20 protein-coding genes and 1 tRNA gene are annotated in these 19,710 nt (G+C 54.6%); 11 read left to right on the top strand and 10 right to left on the bottom strand.

The features are described 5' to 3' along the window. The first annotated feature begins 88 nt into the window (after positions 1–88). The 6 genes from ACMYSK_RS09575 (at position 89) to ACMYSK_RS09600 (ending at position 4,216) form a co-directional block, all read left to right on the top strand. A complete protein-coding gene (locus ACMYSK_RS09575) occupies positions 89–649 on the top strand; it encodes a lipoprotein (protein ID WP_004860496.1) in 561 nt (186 codons plus the stop codon). Between the two features lie 122 nt (positions 650–771). Continuing rightward, positions 772–1,818 carry a dihydroorotase gene (gene pyrC, locus ACMYSK_RS09580; protein ID WP_434642298.1) on the top strand — a complete coding sequence of 349 codons (1,047 nt, stop codon included), beginning with the start codon at positions 772–774 and terminating at the stop codon, positions 1,816–1,818. A 72-nt stretch (positions 1,819–1,890) separates the two neighbouring features. Continuing rightward, on the top strand, positions 1,891–2,142 hold the full coding sequence (gene dinI, locus ACMYSK_RS09585; RefSeq protein ID WP_434642301.1) for a DNA damage-inducible protein I: 252 nt from the start codon (positions 1,891–1,893) through the stop codon (positions 2,140–2,142). A 386-nt stretch (positions 2,143–2,528) separates the two neighbouring features. Then, positions 2,529–2,783: a biofilm formation regulator BssS gene (bssS, locus tag ACMYSK_RS09590; RefSeq protein ID WP_434644007.1), complete on the top strand. Its 255-nt coding sequence runs from the start codon at positions 2,529–2,531 to the stop codon at positions 2,781–2,783. Positions 2,784–2,908: 125 nt separating this feature from the next. Then, a complete protein-coding gene (gene solA, locus ACMYSK_RS09595; RefSeq protein WP_434642304.1) occupies positions 2,909–4,027 on the top strand; it encodes an N-methyl-L-tryptophan oxidase in 1,119 nt (372 codons plus the stop codon). 75 nt (positions 4,028–4,102) lie between these two features. Then, the gene (locus tag ACMYSK_RS09600) at positions 4,103–4,216 is read left to right on the top strand and encodes a YceO family protein (protein WP_004860490.1); all 114 of its coding nucleotides are present in this window, start codon (positions 4,103–4,105) and stop codon (positions 4,214–4,216) included. On the opposite strand, the gene ACMYSK_RS09605 is transcribed toward ACMYSK_RS09600, so the two are convergent. Beyond that, positions 4,202–5,266, bottom strand: coding sequence for a rhodanese-related sulfurtransferase (locus ACMYSK_RS09605; RefSeq protein ID WP_434642307.1), 1,065 nt, complete (start codon positions 5,264–5,266; stop codon positions 4,202–4,204). The genes ACMYSK_RS09600 and ACMYSK_RS09605 overlap by 15 nt on opposite strands. A gap of 210 nt (positions 5,267–5,476) precedes the next feature. Between ACMYSK_RS09605 and ACMYSK_RS09610 the strand changes: the two genes are divergently transcribed. The 3 genes from ACMYSK_RS09610 to ACMYSK_RS09620 all read left to right on the top strand — a co-directional run bounded on the left by ACMYSK_RS09610 (position 5,477) and on the right by ACMYSK_RS09620 (position 8,281). Next, positions 5,477–6,397 carry a Kdo(2)-lipid IV(A) acyltransferase gene (locus tag ACMYSK_RS09610; protein ID WP_434642310.1) on the top strand — a complete coding sequence of 307 codons (921 nt, stop codon included), beginning with the start codon at positions 5,477–5,479 and terminating at the stop codon, positions 6,395–6,397. A 154-nt stretch (positions 6,398–6,551) separates the two neighbouring features. After that, a complete protein-coding gene (gene mdtG / locus ACMYSK_RS09615) occupies positions 6,552–7,802 on the top strand; it encodes a multidrug efflux MFS transporter MdtG (protein WP_434642313.1) in 1,251 nt (416 codons plus the stop codon). A gap of 92 nt (positions 7,803–7,894) precedes the next feature. Further along, positions 7,895–8,281: a MysB family protein gene (locus ACMYSK_RS09620; RefSeq protein WP_434642315.1), complete on the top strand. Its 387-nt coding sequence runs from the start codon at positions 7,895–7,897 to the stop codon at positions 8,279–8,281. On the opposite strand, the gene ACMYSK_RS09625 is transcribed toward ACMYSK_RS09620, so the two are convergent. The 3 genes from ACMYSK_RS09625 to mdoG form a co-directional block, all read right to left on the bottom strand. After that, the gene (locus tag ACMYSK_RS09625; protein WP_004860481.1) at positions 8,282–8,509 is read right to left on the bottom strand and encodes a YceK/YidQ family lipoprotein; all 228 of its coding nucleotides are present in this window, start codon (positions 8,507–8,509) and stop codon (positions 8,282–8,284) included. It abuts the gene before it with no gap. Positions 8,510–8,575: 66 nt separating this feature from the next. Beyond that, the gene (mdoH, locus tag ACMYSK_RS09630) at positions 8,576–11,104 is read right to left on the bottom strand and encodes a glucans biosynthesis glucosyltransferase MdoH (protein WP_434642317.1); all 2,529 of its coding nucleotides are present in this window, start codon (positions 11,102–11,104) and stop codon (positions 8,576–8,578) included. Further along, a complete protein-coding gene (mdoG, locus tag ACMYSK_RS09635) occupies positions 11,097–12,650 on the bottom strand; it encodes a glucans biosynthesis protein MdoG (RefSeq protein WP_434642320.1) in 1,554 nt (517 codons plus the stop codon). The genes mdoH and mdoG overlap by 8 nt, the downstream gene beginning before the upstream one ends. Positions 12,651–12,902: 252 nt before the next feature. On the opposite strand from mdoG, the gene mdoC reads away from it, so the two are divergent. After that, positions 12,903–14,063 (top strand): glucans biosynthesis protein MdoC, encoded by a 1,161-nt coding sequence (gene mdoC, locus ACMYSK_RS09640; protein ID WP_434642322.1) that lies wholly within the window; start codon positions 12,903–12,905, stop codon positions 14,061–14,063. A 64-nt stretch (positions 14,064–14,127) separates the two neighbouring features. On the opposite strand, the gene ymdB is transcribed toward mdoC, so the two are convergent. From ymdB to ghrA, 5 genes are all read right to left on the bottom strand, one after another. After that, positions 14,128–14,661, bottom strand: coding sequence for an O-acetyl-ADP-ribose deacetylase (gene ymdB / locus ACMYSK_RS09645; protein WP_434642326.1), 534 nt, complete (start codon positions 14,659–14,661; stop codon positions 14,128–14,130). A gap of 263 nt (positions 14,662–14,924) precedes the next feature. Next, positions 14,925–15,419, bottom strand: a complete 495-nt coding sequence (locus tag ACMYSK_RS09650; protein ID WP_434642328.1) for a DUF1097 domain-containing protein — start codon at positions 15,417–15,419, stop codon at positions 14,925–14,927. 103 nt (positions 15,420–15,522) lie between these two features. After that, positions 15,523–16,077, bottom strand: coding sequence for a TorD/DmsD family molecular chaperone (locus ACMYSK_RS09655; RefSeq protein WP_434642330.1), 555 nt, complete (start codon positions 16,075–16,077; stop codon positions 15,523–15,525). A gap of 22 nt (positions 16,078–16,099) precedes the next feature. After that, positions 16,100–16,837, bottom strand: coding sequence for a phosphatase (locus ACMYSK_RS09660; RefSeq protein ID WP_434644008.1), 738 nt, complete (start codon positions 16,835–16,837; stop codon positions 16,100–16,102). Positions 16,838–16,921: 84 nt separating this feature from the next. Further along, positions 16,922–17,860: a glyoxylate/hydroxypyruvate reductase GhrA gene (gene ghrA, locus ACMYSK_RS09665; protein ID WP_434642333.1), complete on the bottom strand. Its 939-nt coding sequence runs from the start codon at positions 17,858–17,860 to the stop codon at positions 16,922–16,924. Positions 17,861–18,128: 268 nt separating this feature from the next. Here ghrA and ACMYSK_RS09670 point away from each other — a divergent pair. After that, positions 18,129–18,216 (top strand) — tRNA-Ser (locus ACMYSK_RS09670). Between the two features lie 481 nt (positions 18,217–18,697). On the opposite strand, the gene ACMYSK_RS09675 is transcribed toward ACMYSK_RS09670, so the two are convergent. Beyond that, positions 18,698–19,603, bottom strand: coding sequence for a LysR family transcriptional regulator (locus ACMYSK_RS09675; RefSeq protein WP_434642336.1), 906 nt, complete (start codon positions 19,601–19,603; stop codon positions 18,698–18,700). Positions 19,604–19,710 lie beyond the last annotated feature (107 nt).

Genomic DNA, 19,710 nt, shown 5'->3' on the forward strand with positions numbered 1-19,710 from the left:
TTCAGCATTTTCCGCTAGTACGTCGAATGCTGGCAGGCCATGCTGCTTTATGTCAGGATAAGTCCTGGCATGACCGTTAAGGAATCTAATGAAAAAGATGTTTATCGTGGCCGCGCTCATTGTCAGCGGCCTTCTGAGCGGCTGTAACCAGCTCACGCAGTATTCAGTTAGCGAGCAGGAGATTAACCAGGCGCTACAGAAACGTAACCACTTCGCCAAAGATATCGGCCTGCCGGGCGTGGCGGACGCACATATAGAACTACACGATCTGACCAGCGCAATTGGCCGTGAAGAGCCTAATAAGGTGACGCTGAGCGGCATCGCCAACCTCGATTTGAACTCGTTATTCGGCAACCAGAAAGCCACCATCGACCTGAAGCTCAAGGCGCTGCCGGTGTTTAATAAAGAGAAAGGTGCGATCTTCCTGCAGGAGATGGAAGTGGTTGATGCGAAAGTATCGCCCGAAAAGCTGCAATCCGTCGTGCAGACGCTGATCCCCTATCTGAATCAGTCTCTGCGTAGCTATTTTAACCAGCAGCCGGCCTACGTTCTGCGCGAAGACGCCAGTACCGGTGAAGCGCTGGCCAAAAAATATGCAAAAGGCATCGAGGTGAAACCGGGTGAAATTATCATCCCGTTCACCAATTAATATTCCGGGCGCTGCGGCGCCCGTTTTTTTACGGAATTTGATGCAAAGGAAAACGTTTACGCTTATCCTTAGTGCCCGGCAAAAACAGCCCTGATGACTGACCCTATTAGCCGGAGCTTTCCATGACAGCACAATCCCAGGTATTGAAAATCCGCCGCCCTGACGACTGGCATATCCATCTGCGCGATGACGATATGCTGAAAACCGTCGTGCCTTACACCAGTGAGTTTTATGGCCGGGCGATCGTGATGCCGAATCTGGTGCCGCCTGTCACCACCGTAGAGGCTGCAATTGCCTACCGCCAGCGTATCCTTGACGCAGTACCCGCCGGGCATGATTTTACGCCACTGATGACCTGCTACCTGACCGACACGCTCGATCCGGCAGAGCTGGAGCGCGGATTCCACGCTGGCGTATTCACAGCAGCTAAGCTCTACCCGGCCAATGCCACCACCAACTCGAGCCACGGCGTCACCAGCATCGATGCCATTATGCCGGTGCTGGAACGCATGGAAAAACTGGGCATGCCGCTGCTGGTGCACGGTGAAGTGACTCACGCCGAGATCGATATCTTCGATCGCGAAGCGCGTTTTATCGAAACGGTAATGGAGCCCCTGCGCCAACGTTTACCGGGTCTGAAGGTGGTATTTGAGCATATCACCACCAAAGATGCCGCCGAATACGTCCGCGATGGTAACGAACTGCTGGCTGCGACGATTACTCCTCAGCACCTGATGTTTAACCGTAACCATATGCTGGTCGGCGGCGTACGTCCTCATCTTTACTGCCTGCCGATTCTGAAGCGCAATATCCACCAGCAGGCGCTACGTGAGCTGGTTGCCAGCGGTTTTAATCGGGCCTTTTTGGGTACCGACTCCGCCCCGCACGCCCGCCATCGTAAAGAAGCCAGCTGCGGATGCGCCGGCTGCTTTAACGCACCGACGGCGCTGGGCGGCTATGCAACGGTATTTGAAGAGATGAATGCTTTACAGCATTTTGAAGCGTTCTGTTCGCTTAACGGCCCGCGCTTCTACGGTTTACCGGTGAATGAAACCTTTGTTGAACTCGTGCGCGAAGAGAGCACCGTGGTCGATAGCATCGCGCTGCCGGACGATACGCTGGTGCCGTTCCTTTCCGGTGAAACCGTTCGCTGGACGATGAAAAAATAAAAGCGTTGCCTCCTGTTGTAAATGCAAATTCTATACTGTATAAATAAACAGTATATTACACAGGGGGCAATCATGCGTATCGAAGTGTCAATCGCCAAATCTACCGCCTTACCCAACGGCGCCTTAGAAGCGCTAAACAATGAACTCTCCCGACGTATTGAACAGCAGTTCCCGGCGAACCCAAGCCAGGTAACCGTACGTTTTGCTACCAGTAACAATTTGTCCGTCATTGGCGGCCTTAAAGAAGATAAAGACCGGATAAGCGAAATCCTGCAAGAAACCTGGGAAAGCGCGGATGACTGGTTTGTCCATGACGTATCCTGACGCCTTTCTGGCGGCATAGCGCAGTAGAAGGGCATTATCTCTGAGCAAACAGAGATGCCCAGTCTGGTACGCAGGCCGCCTGAAGATAGCGCCAGGTACAGCAAATTCAATTTGCTCCCTCATTGTGCTTTTTTTGCCGGGTCGCCCCGGCTTTTTTATCCCTCTGCCAGTTTCAGACTTTTCTATTTCCTTCCTGCTATTTCCTTAAAAAATAACGTTGCGCGAGACCAGGCTTGCACAAAAAAACAGCAAACCGCCGCGAATGTGCCCCATTTGATTTAATTTCTCGAGTTTATTCTTAACTGCTGATATAATTAACTTGCTTCAAAAAATATGCATTAAACCTCGAGAATTGTTGTCTTTTAACATATGAATAAGGGGTTATGATGGAAAAGAATAATGAAGTCATCCAGACCCATCCACTCGTCGGATGGGACATCAGCACCGTTGATAGCTACGATGCAATGATGTTGCGCCTGCACTACCAAAACCCCACTCATGAAAGCAGTAACGAAGCTGAAATTGGCCAGACGCTATGGCTAACGACGGATGTCGCACGTCAATTTATTTCTATTCTGGAAGCAGGTATTGCTAAGATAGAATCAGGTGAATACCAGGCAAATGAGTACCGCAGGCATTAAAGATTATGCCGCAATCGATATATGCTAACTCAACAGGCACCCGCGGGTGCCTGATTTATTTTCGGGCTTGTATAAGTGCAGGTTGTTATTTACCCTGCTAATAAAGCAAAAAACCGGAACATACCATGCAATACGACCTCATCATTATCGGCAGCGGCTCCACTGGTGCCGCTGCCGGCTATTATGCCCGCCGTGCAGGACTTAACGTCCTGATGACCGATGCGCACACCCCTCCGCATCAGGAAGGCAGCCATCACGGTAATACGCGCCTTATCCGCCACGCCTATGGCGAAGGTGAGAAATATGTCCCTTTGGTACTGCGTGCACAGGCGCTATGGGATGAGCTTGCCACCCTCAGCGGTGAGGCGGTTTTTGAACGCACCGGGGTGATTAACCTCGGCCCGGCAAACTCGATGTTCCTGACCAACGTCGCGAACAGCGCGAGGGAGTTTCAGCTGAACGTCGAAGAGATGGATGCCCCTGCGATCATGGCCTGCTGGCCTGAAATTCGCGTTCCGCAAGATTACCGGGGAATATTCGAACCGTCGTCCGGCGTTTTACGTAGTGAGCTAGCCATCGAGACCTGGATCCGCCTCGCTCGTGAAGCAGGCTGCGCTCAGCTATTTAACTGTCCGGTAACCGCGATTCACCATCAGCCGGATGGCGTAACCATCGACACCGCCGATGGCAGCTACAGCGGCAAGAAGCTGCTGGTCAGCGCCGGCACGTGGGTGACGCGCCTGCTGCCCAATCTGCCGATTCAGCCGGTACGTAAAATTTTTGCCTGGTTCCAGGCCGACGGACGCTACAGTACAAAAAACAACTTTCCAGCGTTTACCGGCGAGTTGCCAAACGGCGATCAGTACTATGGTTTCCCGGCAGAAGATAACGAACTGAAAATCGGCAAGCACAACGGCGGGCAGTTCATCACTACCCCGGAAGAACGTACACCATTTGGCGCTGTCGCCACCGACGGTTCTGAGTCATTCAACTTCCTGCGCAACATTCTGCCCGGTATCGGCGGCTGTCTGCACGGCGCCTCCTGTACCTACGATAATACGGCGGATGAAGACTTTATCATCGACACCCTTCCCGGCCATCCTGAGACGCTGTTGATAAGCGGATTAAGCGGCCATGGCTTCAAATTTGCCCCGGTGCTGGGGGAAATTGCCGCGCAGTTTGCCCGTGGAGAGACGCCAGCTTTCGACCTGACCCCTTTCTCGCTGGCACGCTTTCAGCAATAGCGGGTCTTCTCATGCTGTCTGGTTCAAGCAATAAAAAACGGCCTCAAGGGAGGCCGTTCATCACAGAGAGAGTTTATGCGTCGCCTGTATGATTTACTGGTCAACAACGTCCGCGAGCACTTTATGATTTACCTCGCGCTGTGGCTACTGCTGGCGATCGTTGATCTTATCTGGTTATGGTTTTTCTAAGGTTTCCGGGTCTGGAATCCCCAGCTTCGTATTCAGACGACCGCGAGATTTGTTAAAGATCTTATTGCCATTTTCTCGCCCGGCCCGCAGCTGACGCTGCTCCTCTTCCGGCAGTTTGTGCTCTTCCATGCAGGTCTCGCTACAGCATCCGGCAAACTTTTCGGCACAGCTCGGGCACTGGATAAACAGCAGATGGCAGCCGTCATTCAGGCAATTGGTATGGCTGTCGCAGGGGGTGCCACACTGGTGACAGTGCGCAATCACATCATCGGAAATGCGCTCCCCCATCCGCTCATCGAACACGAAATTCTTACCGATAAAACGTACCGGCAGTCCTTGCTCGCGCGCGCGGCGGGCATATTCAATGATTCCGCCTTCGATGTGCCAGACCTTGCTAAAGCCGTTATGCTTCATCCAGGCGCTGGCTTTTTCACAACGAATCCCCCCGGTGCAGTACATCACAATTTTTTTATCTTTATGATCCTGCATCATCTCAACCGCTTTAGGCAGCTGATCGCGGAAAGTGTCCGCCGGAATTTCAAGCGCCTGCTCAAAATGGCCCACTTCATATTCATAGTGGTTGCGCATATCGATAAACACCGCTTCGGGATCGTCCAGCATCGCATTCACTTCGGCCGCCTTCAGGTAATCGCCGACATCTGAAGCATCAAACGTCGGATCGTCGATACCATCAGCCACGATTCGATCGCGGACTTTCAGACGCAGCACCCAAAAAGATTTTCCGTCATCATCCAGCGCGATATTCATACGCAGGCCATCCAGCGCCGGATCGAAAGCGTAGAGACACTCACGCAAGGCGTCGACCTGGCTCTCCGGCACGCTGATTTGTGCGTTGATCCCTTCATGGGCCAGATAGATACGGCCAAACACGTTTAATTTGGTGAGGGCAATCCACAGCGCATCGCGCGTCGCTTTTGGATCCACGATGGTGAAATATTTATAAAAAGAGATCGTCGTACGCGGTTCGCTCTCAGCTAACATCTGCGCTTTTAACGTCTCATTTGAAATGCGGTTATGTAACACTGGCATGGTGTACCTGCTCGGCATAGGAAATGAGTAAAATAAACGGCCGGCATCATATAGCAAACGACGTTAATTTACATCCCTACATTTTGCGCTACATTCATTTCACCCGTCTTCGCCTGCGTTTAACAATAAATGCCACCTGGGACAGCCGTTTTGGCTGATGCATGAAAAAATGCGATAATAGAATGAGTTGCTTATTTGAACAGGTATGAGATGACCCATTTACCTAAATTCTCCGCGGCGCTGCTGCACCCGCGCTACTGGCTGCTTTGGCTGGGTATTGGCCTGTTATGGCTGGTTGTTCAGCTTCCTTATCCGCTGATTTACCGTCTTGGCAATGCCATTGGCCGCCTGGCAATGCGTTTTATGAAGCGCCGCGCTAAAATCGCATACCGCAATCTGGCACTCTGCTTCCCGGATAAAAGTGAAGAAGAGCGCCACCAGATGGTGGTGCAAAACTTCGAGTCCGTCGGAATGGGGCTAATGGAAACCGGAATGGCCTGGTTCTGGCCGACGCAGCGCATCGCGCGCTGGACCGACTCCATCGGCGTCGAGCATATCCGGGAGGTACAGGCGCAACACCGCGGTATTCTGCTGATTGGCATCCACTTCCTGACCCTGGAAATGGGAGCGCGGATGTTTGGCATGAACGAACCCGGCATTGGCGTCTACCGTCCAAATGACAACCCGGTTATCGACTGGCTACAAACCTGGGGCCGCCTGCGTTCCAACAAGGACATGATCGACCGTAAAGATCTGAAAGGGATGATTCGCGCACTAAAAAAAGGCGAGGTTATCTGGTATGCGCCGGACCACGACTACGGCCCTGCCGCCAGCGTATTCGTGCCGTTCTTTGCCGTCGATAAAGCCGCCACAACATCGGGAACCTGGATGCTGGCAAAGATGTCGAAAGCCTGCATCGTCCCGTTCGTTCCGCGCCGCAAGCCTGACGGCAAAGGGTATGAGCTAATCATTCTACCGCCGGAATGCGATCCGCCGCTTGATGATGCAGAAACGACCGCCGCCTGGATGAACCGAATCGTCGAGAGATGCATTCTGATGGCGCCGGAACAGTATATGTGGCTACACCGTCGCTTTAAGACTCGCCCACCCGGCGTTCCTTCACGTTATTAAATCGCCCTTCCTCCGGCGGCAAGATGCTGGCCGGAGGCGTTCTCCCTCTTTAGCTTTCAGCGCTCTCCTCCATTGCGATGATCATAACTCAGGCGCATAATTAGCAGGCTCATATTTTCATTTTTTGACCTGCATTGCGGGCCAACGGAAGCCTATGTCGTCTGCAGATACCCCGATTAACTGGAAACGCAATCTCACAGTCACCTGGCTCGGCTGTTTTTTGACCGGCGCCGCCTTTAGCCTGGTTATGCCATTCCTGCCGCTCTACGTCGAGCAGCTTGGCGTCACCGGTCACAGTGCGCTGAATATGTGGTCCGGTCTGGTTTTCAGCATTACTTTCTTGTTCTCCGCCGTTGCCTCCCCTTTCTGGGGCGGCCTTGCCGATCGCAAGGGGCGCAAAATAATGTTGCTGCGCTCGGCTCTGGGGATGGCCATCGTCATGATGCTGATGGGGCTGGTACAGAATATCTGGCAATTTCTGGTCCTGCGGGCCTTGCTGGGCCTGCTGGGCGGTTTTATTCCTAATGCGAACGCCCTGATCGCCACGCAGATCCCACGACAGAAGAGCGGCTGGGCGCTGGGTACGCTATCCACCGGGGCGGTCAGCGGAGCGCTGCTTGGTCCGCTGGCGGGCGGTTTCCTCGCTGACCATTGGGGCCTGCGCACCGTCTTTTTCCTCACCGCCAGCGTACTGCTGGTCTGTTTTATTCTGACGCTGTTTTTCATCCGCGAGCAGTTCGTCCCGGTGGCGAAAAAAGAGATGCTTAATGCCAGAGATGTCTTCTCATCCCTGAAGAGCCCAAAGCTGGTATTGAGTCTGTTCGTCACCACGATGATTATCCAGGTTGCTACCGGTTCAATCGCCCCCATTCTGACGCTCTACGTGCGTGATCTCGCCGGCGACGTCGGAAATATCGCCTTTATCAGCGGAATGATTGCCTCAGTTCCGGGCGTGGCGGCGCTAATCAGCGCCCCGCGTCTGGGGAAACTTGGCGATCGTATCGGGCCGGAAAAAATTCTTATCGTCGCCCTGACGATCTCCGTTTTGCTGCTGATCCCGATGTCCTTTGTCCAGACCCCATTGCAGCTCGGGATTTTGCGTTTCCTGCTCGGCGCCGCCGACGGAGCCCTGCTCCCGGCAGTCCAGACGCTGCTGGTCTACAACTCAACCAGCCAGGTTGCCGGGCGTATTTTTAGCTATAACCAGTCATTTCGCGATATCGGTAACGTCACCGGGCCGCTGATAGGCGCATCGGTATCGGCCAGCTACGGCTTCCGGGCCGTGTTTTTCGTCACCGCCGCGGTTGTCCTGTTCAACGCTATCTACTCCACCCTCAGCTTACGTCGTCCCTCAGGGGATAAACCCGGACAGGAGGCGGACTCTGTTGACCGTTCGGTAAATTAAGTTCAACAGTCGAGCCTTCCCCTTGACGCAATGCTCACCGCCTTCTATAGATTGAATCGTGTCCATTTTTCATTCTTCTTAGGGGGTTATCTATGCCAAAGGATTCGATTTTCTATGCCACGCTCGAAGAAGCTATCGATGCGGCCCGCGAAGAGTTCCTGGTCAATAATCCGGATAGCGACGAGGAGAGTGCCAACGTTGAGCAACTTAATATCCAAAAGTACGTTCTGCAGGACGGTGACATCGCCTGGCAGGCCGAATTTTTTGCCAATGAAGACGAGGAAGGTGAGTGCCTGCCTATGTTAAGCGGCGAAGCGGCGCAGAGCGTTTTTGACGGTGACTACGACGAGATTGAGTTACGTCAGGAGTGGCTGGAAGAGAATACGCTGCATGAGTGGGATGAAGGTGAATTCCAGCTGGAACCCTCTCTGGACACCGAAGAGGGTCAGACCGCCGCTGATGAGTGGGATGAACGCTGATTAGTTATACGGACCGTGACTGGCGTCAAGCGGCAGCAATAGCGTATCGAACACCAGCGAAAAAGGCAGATCGAGAATGGTAATGTAGCGCCATGACGAATCGCGGACATCCCACTGTACGCCAGGGTAGTACTGGTTCCCATGCCCCTGCCCTGGCACCGTGCGGCTAATAATACTGCCGCAGCCGCTGAGCAGCAGCGCCATGGCGATAACCAGTAAAATTCTCATCGACTACCTCAATTCTCAGATAAAAAAATACCGGCAATATTGCCGGTATTTTCCTTCACATACGGCCTATTTCGTTTTCAACGCCAGCGGGTTGAGCGTAACCTGCTGATAAGCGCTCACCCACGAAGAGTATTTCTCCGGCGCAGCCCACACGCGATAGTGCAGACGTGTCAGGGTAACCGGATCGCTCAACAACACCAGACGCCGATCGCGATTAAGCTTATCCGGGGTCTCGTTCAGCGCTTGCTCAACGTGGCGCTCACGGGCAATATCCAGAATATGACCATGGCGGTGGCGTGCGGTTGCCATTGCCGTAGCCAGCGCGTTGAACGATGGGTTGAACACCGCATGCATAAAGCCATCATCCAGCGAACGCTGGCGGTTCAGGGTCAGATATGCATCGGTATCCTTCAGCACCTGCGGCGGGGAATACTCTTCCGGGATCAGGAACAGCTTCCAGCGTCTGGTACGCAGACCCACGGTTGTCCGGCTGGAAATTACCGAGACAAACGGCGACAGGATCAGTGAGAAGACAATCGGCGCCAGCCAGAACAGGAAACGGAGATCCAGCCACGCCATACCGACCGCCCACACCAGGCCCAGCAGCAGCTGCGAGCCATGACGCATAAAGGCTTCGCCCCACGGAGTGGAGTCATCATCACGCTGCGGAGAGTTCCAGACCACTTCCCAGCCGAGGAACGCGCTGACCACAAATACGGTGTGGAACAGCATACGAACCGGCGCCAGCAGCACGGAGAACAGGACCTCCAGCAGCAGAGAAAGCGTGACGCGAATAAAACCGCCGTACTCTTTTGAGCCTTTGCACCACACCAAAATAATGCTCAGCAGTTTTGGCAGGAACAGCAGCACCATCGTAGAGGCAAACAGCGCAATCGCCAGCTCTGGACGCCACTGCGGCCATACCGGGAACAACTGTCGTGGCTGCAGGAAATACTGCGGCTCGGTCAACGCATGCACCACCTGTAGCGCGGTAGACAGAGCGAGGAACATAAACCACAGCGGCGCCGACAGGTAGGACATCACGCCGGTCAGGAACACCGCGCGGTGCACCGGGTGCATGCCTTTAACCAGGAACAGACGGAAGTTCATCAGGTTACCATGACACCAGCGACGGTCACGCTTCAGTTCGTCCAGCAGGTTCGGCGGCAGCTCTTCATAAGAGCCCGGCAGATCGTAGGCAATCCACACGCCCCAGCCGGCACGGCGCATCAAGGCGGCTTCTACGAAGTCGTGCGACAGAATCGACCCGGCGAAAGAGCCCTCACCCGGCAGCGGTGCGAGGGCACAGTGCTCGATAAACGGCTTGACGCGGATAATCGCGTTATGGCCCCAGTAGTGCGATTCGCCCAGCTGCCAGAAGTGCAAACCAGCGGTAAACAGCGGACCGTAGACCCGGGTCGCAAACTGCTGACAGCGGGCATACAGGGTGTCCATACCGGAGGCGCGCGGCGATGACTGGATAATCCCGGCATTCGGGTTCGCTTCCATCAGACGCACCAGCCCGGTCAGACATTCACCGGTCATCACCGAGTCAGCATCCAGCACCACCATGTAGCTATACTGGCTGCCCCAGCGGCGGCAGAAGTCATCGATATTACCGCTTTTACGCTTCACCCGACGGCGACGGCGACGGTAAAAAATCTGCCCTTCGCCCTGCACTTCCGCAATCAGCTCCATCCACGCCTTCTGCTCGGCGACGCAAATATCCGGGTTATAGCTGTCGCTCAGGATATACACGTCGAAATGCTGCTGTTGACCTGTCGCCTTCACCGACTCCCAGGTCGCGCGCAGCCCGGCGAAGACGCGATCGACGTCTTCGTTACAGATTGGCATGATCAGCGCCGTGCGGTGCTGCGGATTAAGCGGTTCATCACCAACGGTTGAGGCAGAGATGCTGTACTTATCGCGGCCCATTAACAGCTGCAGGAAGCCCATCAGCGCCGTCCAGAATCCAGCTGATACCCAGCAGAAGAGAACGGCAAACAGAATCAGGATCCCGGTTTGCAGCATATACGGCAGCAGCTGCATAAACGACACCCACAGGTTCTGACCTACCATGTCGGCCGGGTTGATTAACGCCCAGCCCTGATACGGCAGAATGGTCTTCATGTACCAGGTCGCAACAACGGTCTGCGCCAGCGTTAGCAGCAGCAAAGTGTAGCGACGGATGGTACCGGCGGTGCGCCACTTTTGTTCGTGTTCCTGCTCTTCCTTGGTCAGGCAAGAAAGATAGCGCGGGGTCACATCGCGTCCCCGTAGCCGATCCCAGAAGCGCCCAACCGGGTTGGTTCGCCACGGATCCGGGAACATCGAGGAGCGTTTTGCTTTCGGCATTGCGTTCAGCTGAGTACGGCCTTCATCGTCTTTTATCAGCTGGTCACCGGCCAGAGAATCTGGCCAGCTATTTTCCAGTCGTGATTTCACCGACCCCAGCGGGGAATCGTCTTCACGAGCAAAAGTATGATGTTCGGCGTCCAGCGCCTGGTGTACGGCCTGCAGGCTCGTATCAGGCAGCGCGGCTTTTTCAGCATCAGACAGCGGCAACGCCTCAATGTACTTCGTTATCTTATTCATTGGCAGGCAGCTGATAGCTCCAGGTTTCACTCAGCGTCTGGTCGGCATTGACCAGCGCAGCGCGCATTTCCGTGGTTTTCTTCGGATCTTTCACTTTCACACGCAGAACCATACGCCAGCCCTTGGTGACCGGGTTATAACGCACGGTATTCTCAACAATCTCTGCGTTATCACCAATGCTCGCCTGCGCCGTTACCGGCGTATCTGACGGCATTTTTTTCATTTCAGCACCGGTAAAGTCGACGATAAAGGCGATGGTGCCATCCGGCTGACGAATCAGGTTGGACTGCTTCACGTCACCGGTAGAACGGCGGGTCTGCATCACATAGGCGTTATCCGGAGCGTGCAGTTTGTCTTCATCGCGGCTAAAGGTAATCGAGTATTTGAAGTTCATCTCTTTACCCGGCTCCGGCAGCTGATCCGGCGTCCAGTAAGTCACGATGTTGTCGTTTGTTTCGTCATTGGTCGGGATTTCAACCAGTTCGATTTTCCCTTTACCCCAGTCGCCCTTCGGCGTGATCCAGGCGCTCGGGCGCAGATCGTAGCGATCGTCGAGGTCTTCAAAGCGAGAGAACTGACGGCCACGCTGCAACAGACCAAAGCCCTGCGGGTTTTCCATCGCATAGCTGCTGACGGCCAAATGTTTCGGGTTATTCAGCGGACGCCAGATCCACTCGCCGTTACCGGCAAGAATCGACAGGCCGTTGGAATCATGCAGCGCCGGGCGATAGTTGGTCGCCGGAGAAGGTTGATTCGGCCCAAACAGGAACATACTGGTCAGCGGCGCAACGCCCAGCTTGCCGACTTTGTCGCGCAGATACACTTTAGACTGCACATCAACGACGGTGTCGCGGCCCGGCATAATAACGAAACGGTATGCGCCGGTCGCACGTGGGGAGTCAAGCAGTGCATAAATAGTCAAACGCTTGTCCGTGGCTTTTGGATGCTCAATCCAGAACTCACGAAAACGCGGGAATTCTTCGCCGGAAGGCAGGGCGGTGTCGATAGCAAGGCCACGAGCAGATAACCCGTAAACCTGGCCCTGGCCCAGTACGCGGAAGTAACTGGCTCCGAGCATGCTGACGATTTCGTCGTTCTTATCTTTGCTGTTGATCGGATACAGTACTTTGAAGCCGGCGAAGCCCAGATCTTTCACCGTATCTTTATCATGCTGGACGCTGCCAAAATTAAAGTAATCCGGGTTATATTTAATCTTACGCACGCTGCTTGCCGTCACTTCATTGATGGTGACCGGCGTATCGAAGTACATACCCTGATGATAAAACTCAAGTTTGAACGGGGTTTTCTGGTTGTTCCAGTAAGCCTTATCGTGATTAAACTGGATTTGCTGGTAGTCCGCGTATTTCATGTCACGGAAAGCGGAGGGCAGGTTGCTCTTCGGCGCTTCATAGCCTTTCCCGGCTAATGCTTTGGCCTCTTTTGCAACGTCATCAATGCTAAACGCCCATGCAGATGAAGTACACAGGGACAACATTACGGCTGCGCTTAACCAGCGCATTTTCATCATCTGTGGTTTAAGTTTCATATAAGTAAGCACTTCCCCCTTTGTGTGCTTAAATCGATCCGATCTATTTTAATGGTAATTCAGGCAATCCGACAACATAATCCCTGCTTTGTTCACCTTAGCGGCGCAGGGAATAGGCAGTTAGTCGCCACTTTTGCACTTTGCGTACTTATCCTGGAGACAGGTATCCAGAGTTGATGTAGGGTTGCTGAGAATTTAAACGTTATCACTTTGAGTGATAAGACGAATTGTCCGAGAATGTAGTGATATTGTATGAATAATACGCCGGTACAACGTGAATACTTCTTCGATAGCATCCGCGCATGGCTGATGTTACTGGGGATCCCTTTTCACATATCACTGATCTATTCCAGCCATAGCTGGCATGTGAATAGCATCGAGCCCTCCTGGTGGCTGACTCTGTTTAACGATTTTATCCATGCTTTTCGCATGCAGGTCTTCTTTGTCATTTCTGGCTACTTTTCCTACATGCTTTACTTACGCTATCCGCTGAAGAAATGGTGGAAGGTGCGCGTGGAGCGCGTCGGTATCCCGATGCTAACCGCCATTCCACTGCTGACGCTGCCCCAGTTTCTTATGCTGCAATACGTCAACGGCAAGGCTGAAAACTGGCATGCCCTCTCAGGCTACGACAAATTTAATACCCTCGCATGGGAGTTGATTTCGCACCTGTGGTTTTTACTGGTGCTGGTCGTCCTGACGTCCCTGGGTGTCGTGCTGTTTCGGTGGCTGACCGGTCGACGCACAGGCAACACACCAACCCTGGGTGACACTGTCACTTTAGGCCAGCTGTCGATGATTTTCCTGGCTCTCGGGGTTCTTTACGCGGTGATCCGCCGGACGCTGCTTGTGGTTTATGCACCAGTTCTCAGCAACGGCCTGTTTAACTTCATCGTAATGCAGACCTTGTTCTACCTGCCCTTCTTTATTCTCGGCGCCCAGGTATTTATCAATCCGCGCTTAAAAACGATGTTCACCACTCCCTCACCGTGGTGCTTTGTCGGTGCGCTGCTGGGCTTTATCGCCTATCGACTCAATCAGCAATATGGCTCCGGCGACGGGTGGATGTATGAAACCGAGTCGGTCATTACTATGGTGCTGGGATTGTGGATGGTGAACGTAGTGTTTTCTCTTGGCCACCGTCTGCTGAATTTTCAATCGGCGCGGGTCACCTATTTTGTTAATGCTTCGCTGTTCATTTACCTGGTGCACCATCCGCTGACCCTGCTCTATGGTGCATGGCTGGCACCCGCGATTAAATCCAATGCACTAGGGTTTATAACCGGCTTAATCTTTGTGGTGGGTATCGCGCTGGTGCTGTATGAAATTCATCTGCGCATCCCCCTGCTTCGCTTTCTGTTTTCGGGGAAGTTCGAGCAAAAAACAGCTAAGCCACAGGTTTCCGCCGGCTGATATTACGCGCTGTCGGTTCGCCCGCCTCCCTGATGACAGGCAGCGGGCGACCGGTATCATCCTTTCAAACGCACGACTGCGGCTCAAGCAAGCGGCGGTAGATGTCCGCGGTTTCCTCATCAAAACAGACAAAACAGACGCGCTCTAGCGGGTTGTATCGTGTCAGGAAGGCGTTGACCGTCTGCACGGCGATTTCGGCAGCCGCCTGTTTAGGATAGCCATAAACGCCGGTACTCATGGCCGGAAAGGCAATCGAACGATAGCTGTTCGCCGACGCCAGCATCAGACTATTTCTGTAGGCGTCAGCAAGCAGCTCCGCCTCCTGATGCTCTCCGCCACGCCAGACGGGACCAACGGCGTGAATAACCGCACTGGCAGGCAGCTGCCCCGCCGTCGTAATCACCGCATGGCCTGGAGGGCACTCGCCCTGTTGTTGCCGGACAACCTGACAAGCAGCAAGGAGCTCCGGTCCGGCGGCACGATGGATTGCGCCATCAACGCCCCCGCCGCCAAGCAGCGAAGGATTGGCGGCATTGACGATAACATCGACGTCAAGCGTAGTGATGTCGCCGAGAATAACCTCAGGTTTAACAGTCATTTCGCCTCCTGTCGGCAAACGTCTTTACATAAAGCACAGTGGGTAATATGGCACGATAGCCCGACGGACGAAAGCCCGGGAAACTTATGGCTGCCGATATCCGTTTGCAGAATAGCAAGGCAATGTTGCGGGTTAACACAGCGTTGTGGCGCGCTGTCGCTGTGGAGGATGTTCCGACGGCATGGGCAGATGAGCCAGAAGTCTGAACCTCCAGAAAGAAAAAACAGGACCTGAGGTCCTGTTTTTCAGCGGATAAGAGCGGGTCACGCCCGATCGGGCGTTTCATTGGCCACGGTGGGTTTATTTTTCTGCGCACGCGCTGCCAGCCACAGGCCGCAATTTTTCATCGCGTAGCCGAACACCAGGCCTAAAGCCAGCGAGGGCACGACCAGTCGCCAGTTGCCGTCGCCGGCAAAGGTGGCGCAGGCGCCAATAAAAGTCCCGGGGACAAAAGAAAGCAGCAGCTGACGCGCCTGAATACACATCAGGAACGCCACAACGCCGGTCATCATATAACCCAGAATTTCAAGGTGCGGAGCCAGCGCACTGCCATAGATAATCACCAGCGCCCACACCACGCCGCTCATGACCGTACAGGTTGAGATAACCAACCCTTTGAGCCCACCCTGCGGGCAGGCGAAATAGGCAGTACAGCCCAGAAAACCCGCCCAGCTTAGCAGGCCAAGCGCGACCGCCACCCATCCCCAGATTCCGGAGAGAATGCCTGTCGTTATTGCGATTGCGAGAAGTCTATTCATGATGCGTATCATACCAGATACGCATCATTCAAATGAGATCTGAAGCACGTTATATGCAAGATTCATTTTTCACTTGCATTAATAATGCGATTTATATCACATATTATTCTTCAGTTTCTTCCTGTAGTTCATCCCACATGGCAGAGAGCGCTTCACGCGTCAGGGGCGCCATTGTCCGCCAGAAAGGCGTGCCGGCGTGCGCTTCGACTTTACCAAGGAAGGCGCCACACCACGGCAGAATATAGTCAGCAAACAGCGTTTCCAGCGTTTCGCTTTCATCTTCGGTGGCATGATCTTCAAGCCAGGAGGCGGCCAGCAGCAGGGAACCAATATGGTCTGCCTGACCTTCTCCGGTCGGGATCCCGTGTTCGCTGAGGAAACCGCGAACTTCAGCTTCGCTTGCCCCTTCAACCCACGCGCTACGATACGGAGGAACGCTGCACTCCTCACCGACAAACAGCGCATTATAATCTGCGGCAAGCGGCTGCACGTCGCAGCTTTTTTGCAAACGTTCCAGCAGCTCATCCTGCTCCAGCGGCCAGCTCGCCGCCAGTTTCCCCTCGCGTATCAGGGTAAACAGCGGCACCAGCAGCGGATCCTGCGGCTGACGATAGTACAATGAGCCCAGCACGCGGCAGAGGATAGAAAACTCGTTCATTCAATTCTTCCCGTTATTCATATTAAAGATCGGCAAATTCAGGGATCGCCGGCATCCCGCGAGACTCAAGGAAATTCAACAGTCGGCGCGGAGAAACGTTAAGGATCCGCTCTTCGGGGAAGTCCACGTCATCCAGGATCTTACGGCACGCTTTGAACTCGCCGAGGGTAAATGCGGTATGGGAATCCGACCCCAGCGCGACCCAACCTCCGGCATCTCGCACGGCGGCGGCAATAGCCCGGCAGTTATCTTCGCTGCCCACCCGCGATGAGATAAAGGACGAGTTGTTGATTTCCAGCGCCACCTGGTATTGTGCCGCTGCGGCGGCTATCGCCGGGATATCGACGGGGTATTTAGGATTACCCGGATGGCTAATAATGTGTACCGCACCACTCGCCATGGTGGCGATCATCGCTTCAGTATGGGTTGCTTTGTCCTGCGGTGGGAAAACCGGCTCATGGAAGCCTGCAATAAACAGGTCCAGTGAGGTCAGCATGGGCCCGGTGCAGTCTATTTCGCCCTGGATATTTTTAATGTTGGCTTCAATACCACGCAAAATGCCCACGCCGTCCACCAGCCGCGGCCAGATACGCATATTGACGAAATGCCAGTAGTGCGGAGCATCGGCCATATCCGGACCGTGATCGGTGATGGCGAAAAGTTTGATCCCCTTGCGCTTTGCTTCAGCAATATAATCGTGCAGGGTACTGTAGGCGTGGGTACTGGCGACGGTATGCATGTGCAGGTCAACAGGATACATCACAATCTCCTCCTCTGTTTGTGGCAAGAATAGCAGGAATCAGGACGCATGATTAGCAAAACCCCGCCGCAGCGGGGTTTTCTCTTAGTAGCCGCGCTGGCGGTCGACCTGCCCGTTTACCGTCTCGCCGCGTTCCAACTGGCCAATCGTGCCGGCAATATAGGTTATCGCTTCCAGCGGGCGCGTTACCGCTGCAACATGGGGCGTCATCGCGACCCGAGGATGCGACCACAGCGGGCTCTGGGCCGGCAATGGCTCGCGGCTAAAGACATCCAGCATTGCGCCTTTGAGCTTACCGCTATTCAGCGCCGCCAGCAGATCGTCTTCAACCACATGAACGCCGCGTGCCAGATTGAGAACATAGCTGTTATCCGGAAGCTGCGCCAACAGCTGCTGATTAATAATGCCGACGGTTTCCGCTGTGTTGGGCAGCAGGTTGATCAGCACCCGCGTGCCGCCGAGAAATTCCCCGAACTCCTCCTGGCCGGCGAAGCTTTGCACCTGAGGCCAGGATTTACGGCTACGGCTCCAGCTCCTGAGCGGGAATCCCCATACCTGCAGCGCTTGCGCCACTTTCGCGCCGAGGACACCCGCCCCCATAATCCCGATGGTAAACTCGTCACGAGAATAATCGTCCAGCGGCTGCCAGCGGGCCTGCTGCTTTAACGCCTGGTAGTCATCGAAACGGCGGAACCAGTGTAATACCTGGCTTACCGCATACTCTTGCATCTGCTGCCCCATTCCGGTGTCCTCGAGGCGAAAAAGTGGGATCGACATCGGCAGCATTTCCGGGTGTTCACGGAGTTTACTGAGAATCGAATCAACGCCTGCCCCCAGAGCAAAAACGGCTTTTAGCTCCCGCCCCTTCAGCATTTCCACCGGCGGATGCCAGACCAGTGCATAATCAGCATGCTGGTTATCGCCGGACTTCCATGCGCGAACGCGCGCGCCTGGCAGCTGTTTTTCCAGCTCAGCAATCCAGTAAGCGGTATCAAATGTCGGGTGATAAAAGATAATGTCCATAGTGACTCCTGATCGCTGGCGCTTAATGCAGGCTTACCCAAGCGCCGCATTTTACTTATTGTTTTCTATTGGATTGCCAGCATAACAAATTTCATTTTTCTATCGAATAAAAAGAGAGTGGCGACAAAAAAATCGATTGTCGCGCATTTAAAAAGCAAGTTGCGCGAAGTTTGGCTAAACACGCTGTTTTTTGCAAAAGTTGATTGACGAGAGATACGTATTTCCCTAAATTAGCGCCCGTTCCCAGCGACAACGGGAACGACAATATGGTGAGGTGTCCGAGTGGCTGAAGGAGCACGCCTGGAAAGTGTGTATACGGCAACGTATCGGGGGTTCGAATCCCCCCCTCACCGCCATATTTTAAGAAGAGCTCGTACGCAAGTACGGGCTTTTTTTTCGCATATTGCACAGCCCGGGGGGATGAGAAGCCCCGACCGGGGGTCGACAACGGGCAAAGCCAGTTGGACAGACCGTGAGCCTGCGAGCGGGCTGCCCGTCAGGGCGAGCAACGCGAGTCAATCCCCCCTCACCGCCATATTTTAAGAAGAGCGAGTACGCAGTCACGGGCTTTTTTTCGCATATTGCACAGCCCGGGGAGGATGAGAAGCCCCGACCGGGGGTCGACAACGGGCAAAGCCAGTTGGACAGACCGTGAGCCTGCGAGCGGGCTGCCCGTCAGGGCGAGCAACGCGAGTCAATCCCCCCCTCACCGCCATATTTTAAGAAGAGCGAGTACGCAGTCACGGGCTTTTTTTTCGCATACTGCACAGCCCGGGGGGATGAGAAGCCCCGACCGGAGCGGCATAGCTGTTTCGTCCTCGCTATGCCGGCAAAATATCAATCCTCTTCCATCCGCTGATATTCCTCGCTCAGAAAGTCTACCAGCGCTCTCACCGACGGCAGCAGGCCACGACGAGAAGCAAAGACCGCATGAATCACTTCCCGCTGCGGTTGCCACGCATCCAGTACCACCTCCAGCTCCCCTGCCGCCAGCTGTTCGCGGACCATTAGCAGCGGCAGCTGAACTACGCCAACGCCGGCAACCGCCGCCTCACGCAGCGCCAGCATATCCGTCGTCACCATGCGCGGTGTGAAGTAGACCTCCGCCCGTGAGCCTTCTGGCCCTGTCAGCTGCCATTTGTGCTGATGCTTTCCGGCCCCGATGCTGAGTCCAGGCCATGTGCTCAGTTCTGAGGGCGCCTGCGGCCGTCCCATACGCGCAATGAGTGCCGGGCTGGCGACCAACCGATGCCCGCGGTCGGCCAGTACGCGCATCACCAGATCGCTGTCCTCAAACGGTCGTGGACGCACGCGGATCGCCACATCAATCCCTTCGCCAACGACATCAACCCGCCGGTTCGTCGCCTCCAGTAACAGGTTCACCCCAGGGTATCGCAGCATAAACCGCGCCAGCATCGGCCCGACATGCGCATGCAATAGGGTGACCGGGCAGGTGAGCTTCACGCTGCCGCGCGGTTCCGAGCGCAGCGTTTCCACCACCTGCTGCGCCGCTTCAGCCTCAATGAGCATCGCTTTGCAATGCTGGTAGAACGTCTGCCCGACCTCGGTCACCACAAACTGCCGGGTAGTGCGATGAATTAACCGCACGCCAAGCCGCTCTTCCAGCTGCGCTATCCGCCGGCTGAGCTTTGACTTTGGCTGATCGAGCGCCCTTCCCGCAGCGGCGAATCCTTCATGATCTACCACCTGCACAAACCAGGCTAAATCGTTGAGATCCTGCATCCTTCCTCCACTGTTCCATTTTTAGAACAGTATAGGTCATTTTCGCTATCTACCGGGTTATTAGCCACGCATATAAGCTTATTGACATCAGCAACAAACACACAGGA

The organism is Klebsiella sp. I138, assembly GCF_051131765.1.
Taxonomy (GTDB): Bacteria; Pseudomonadota; Gammaproteobacteria; order Enterobacterales; family Enterobacteriaceae; genus Klebsiella.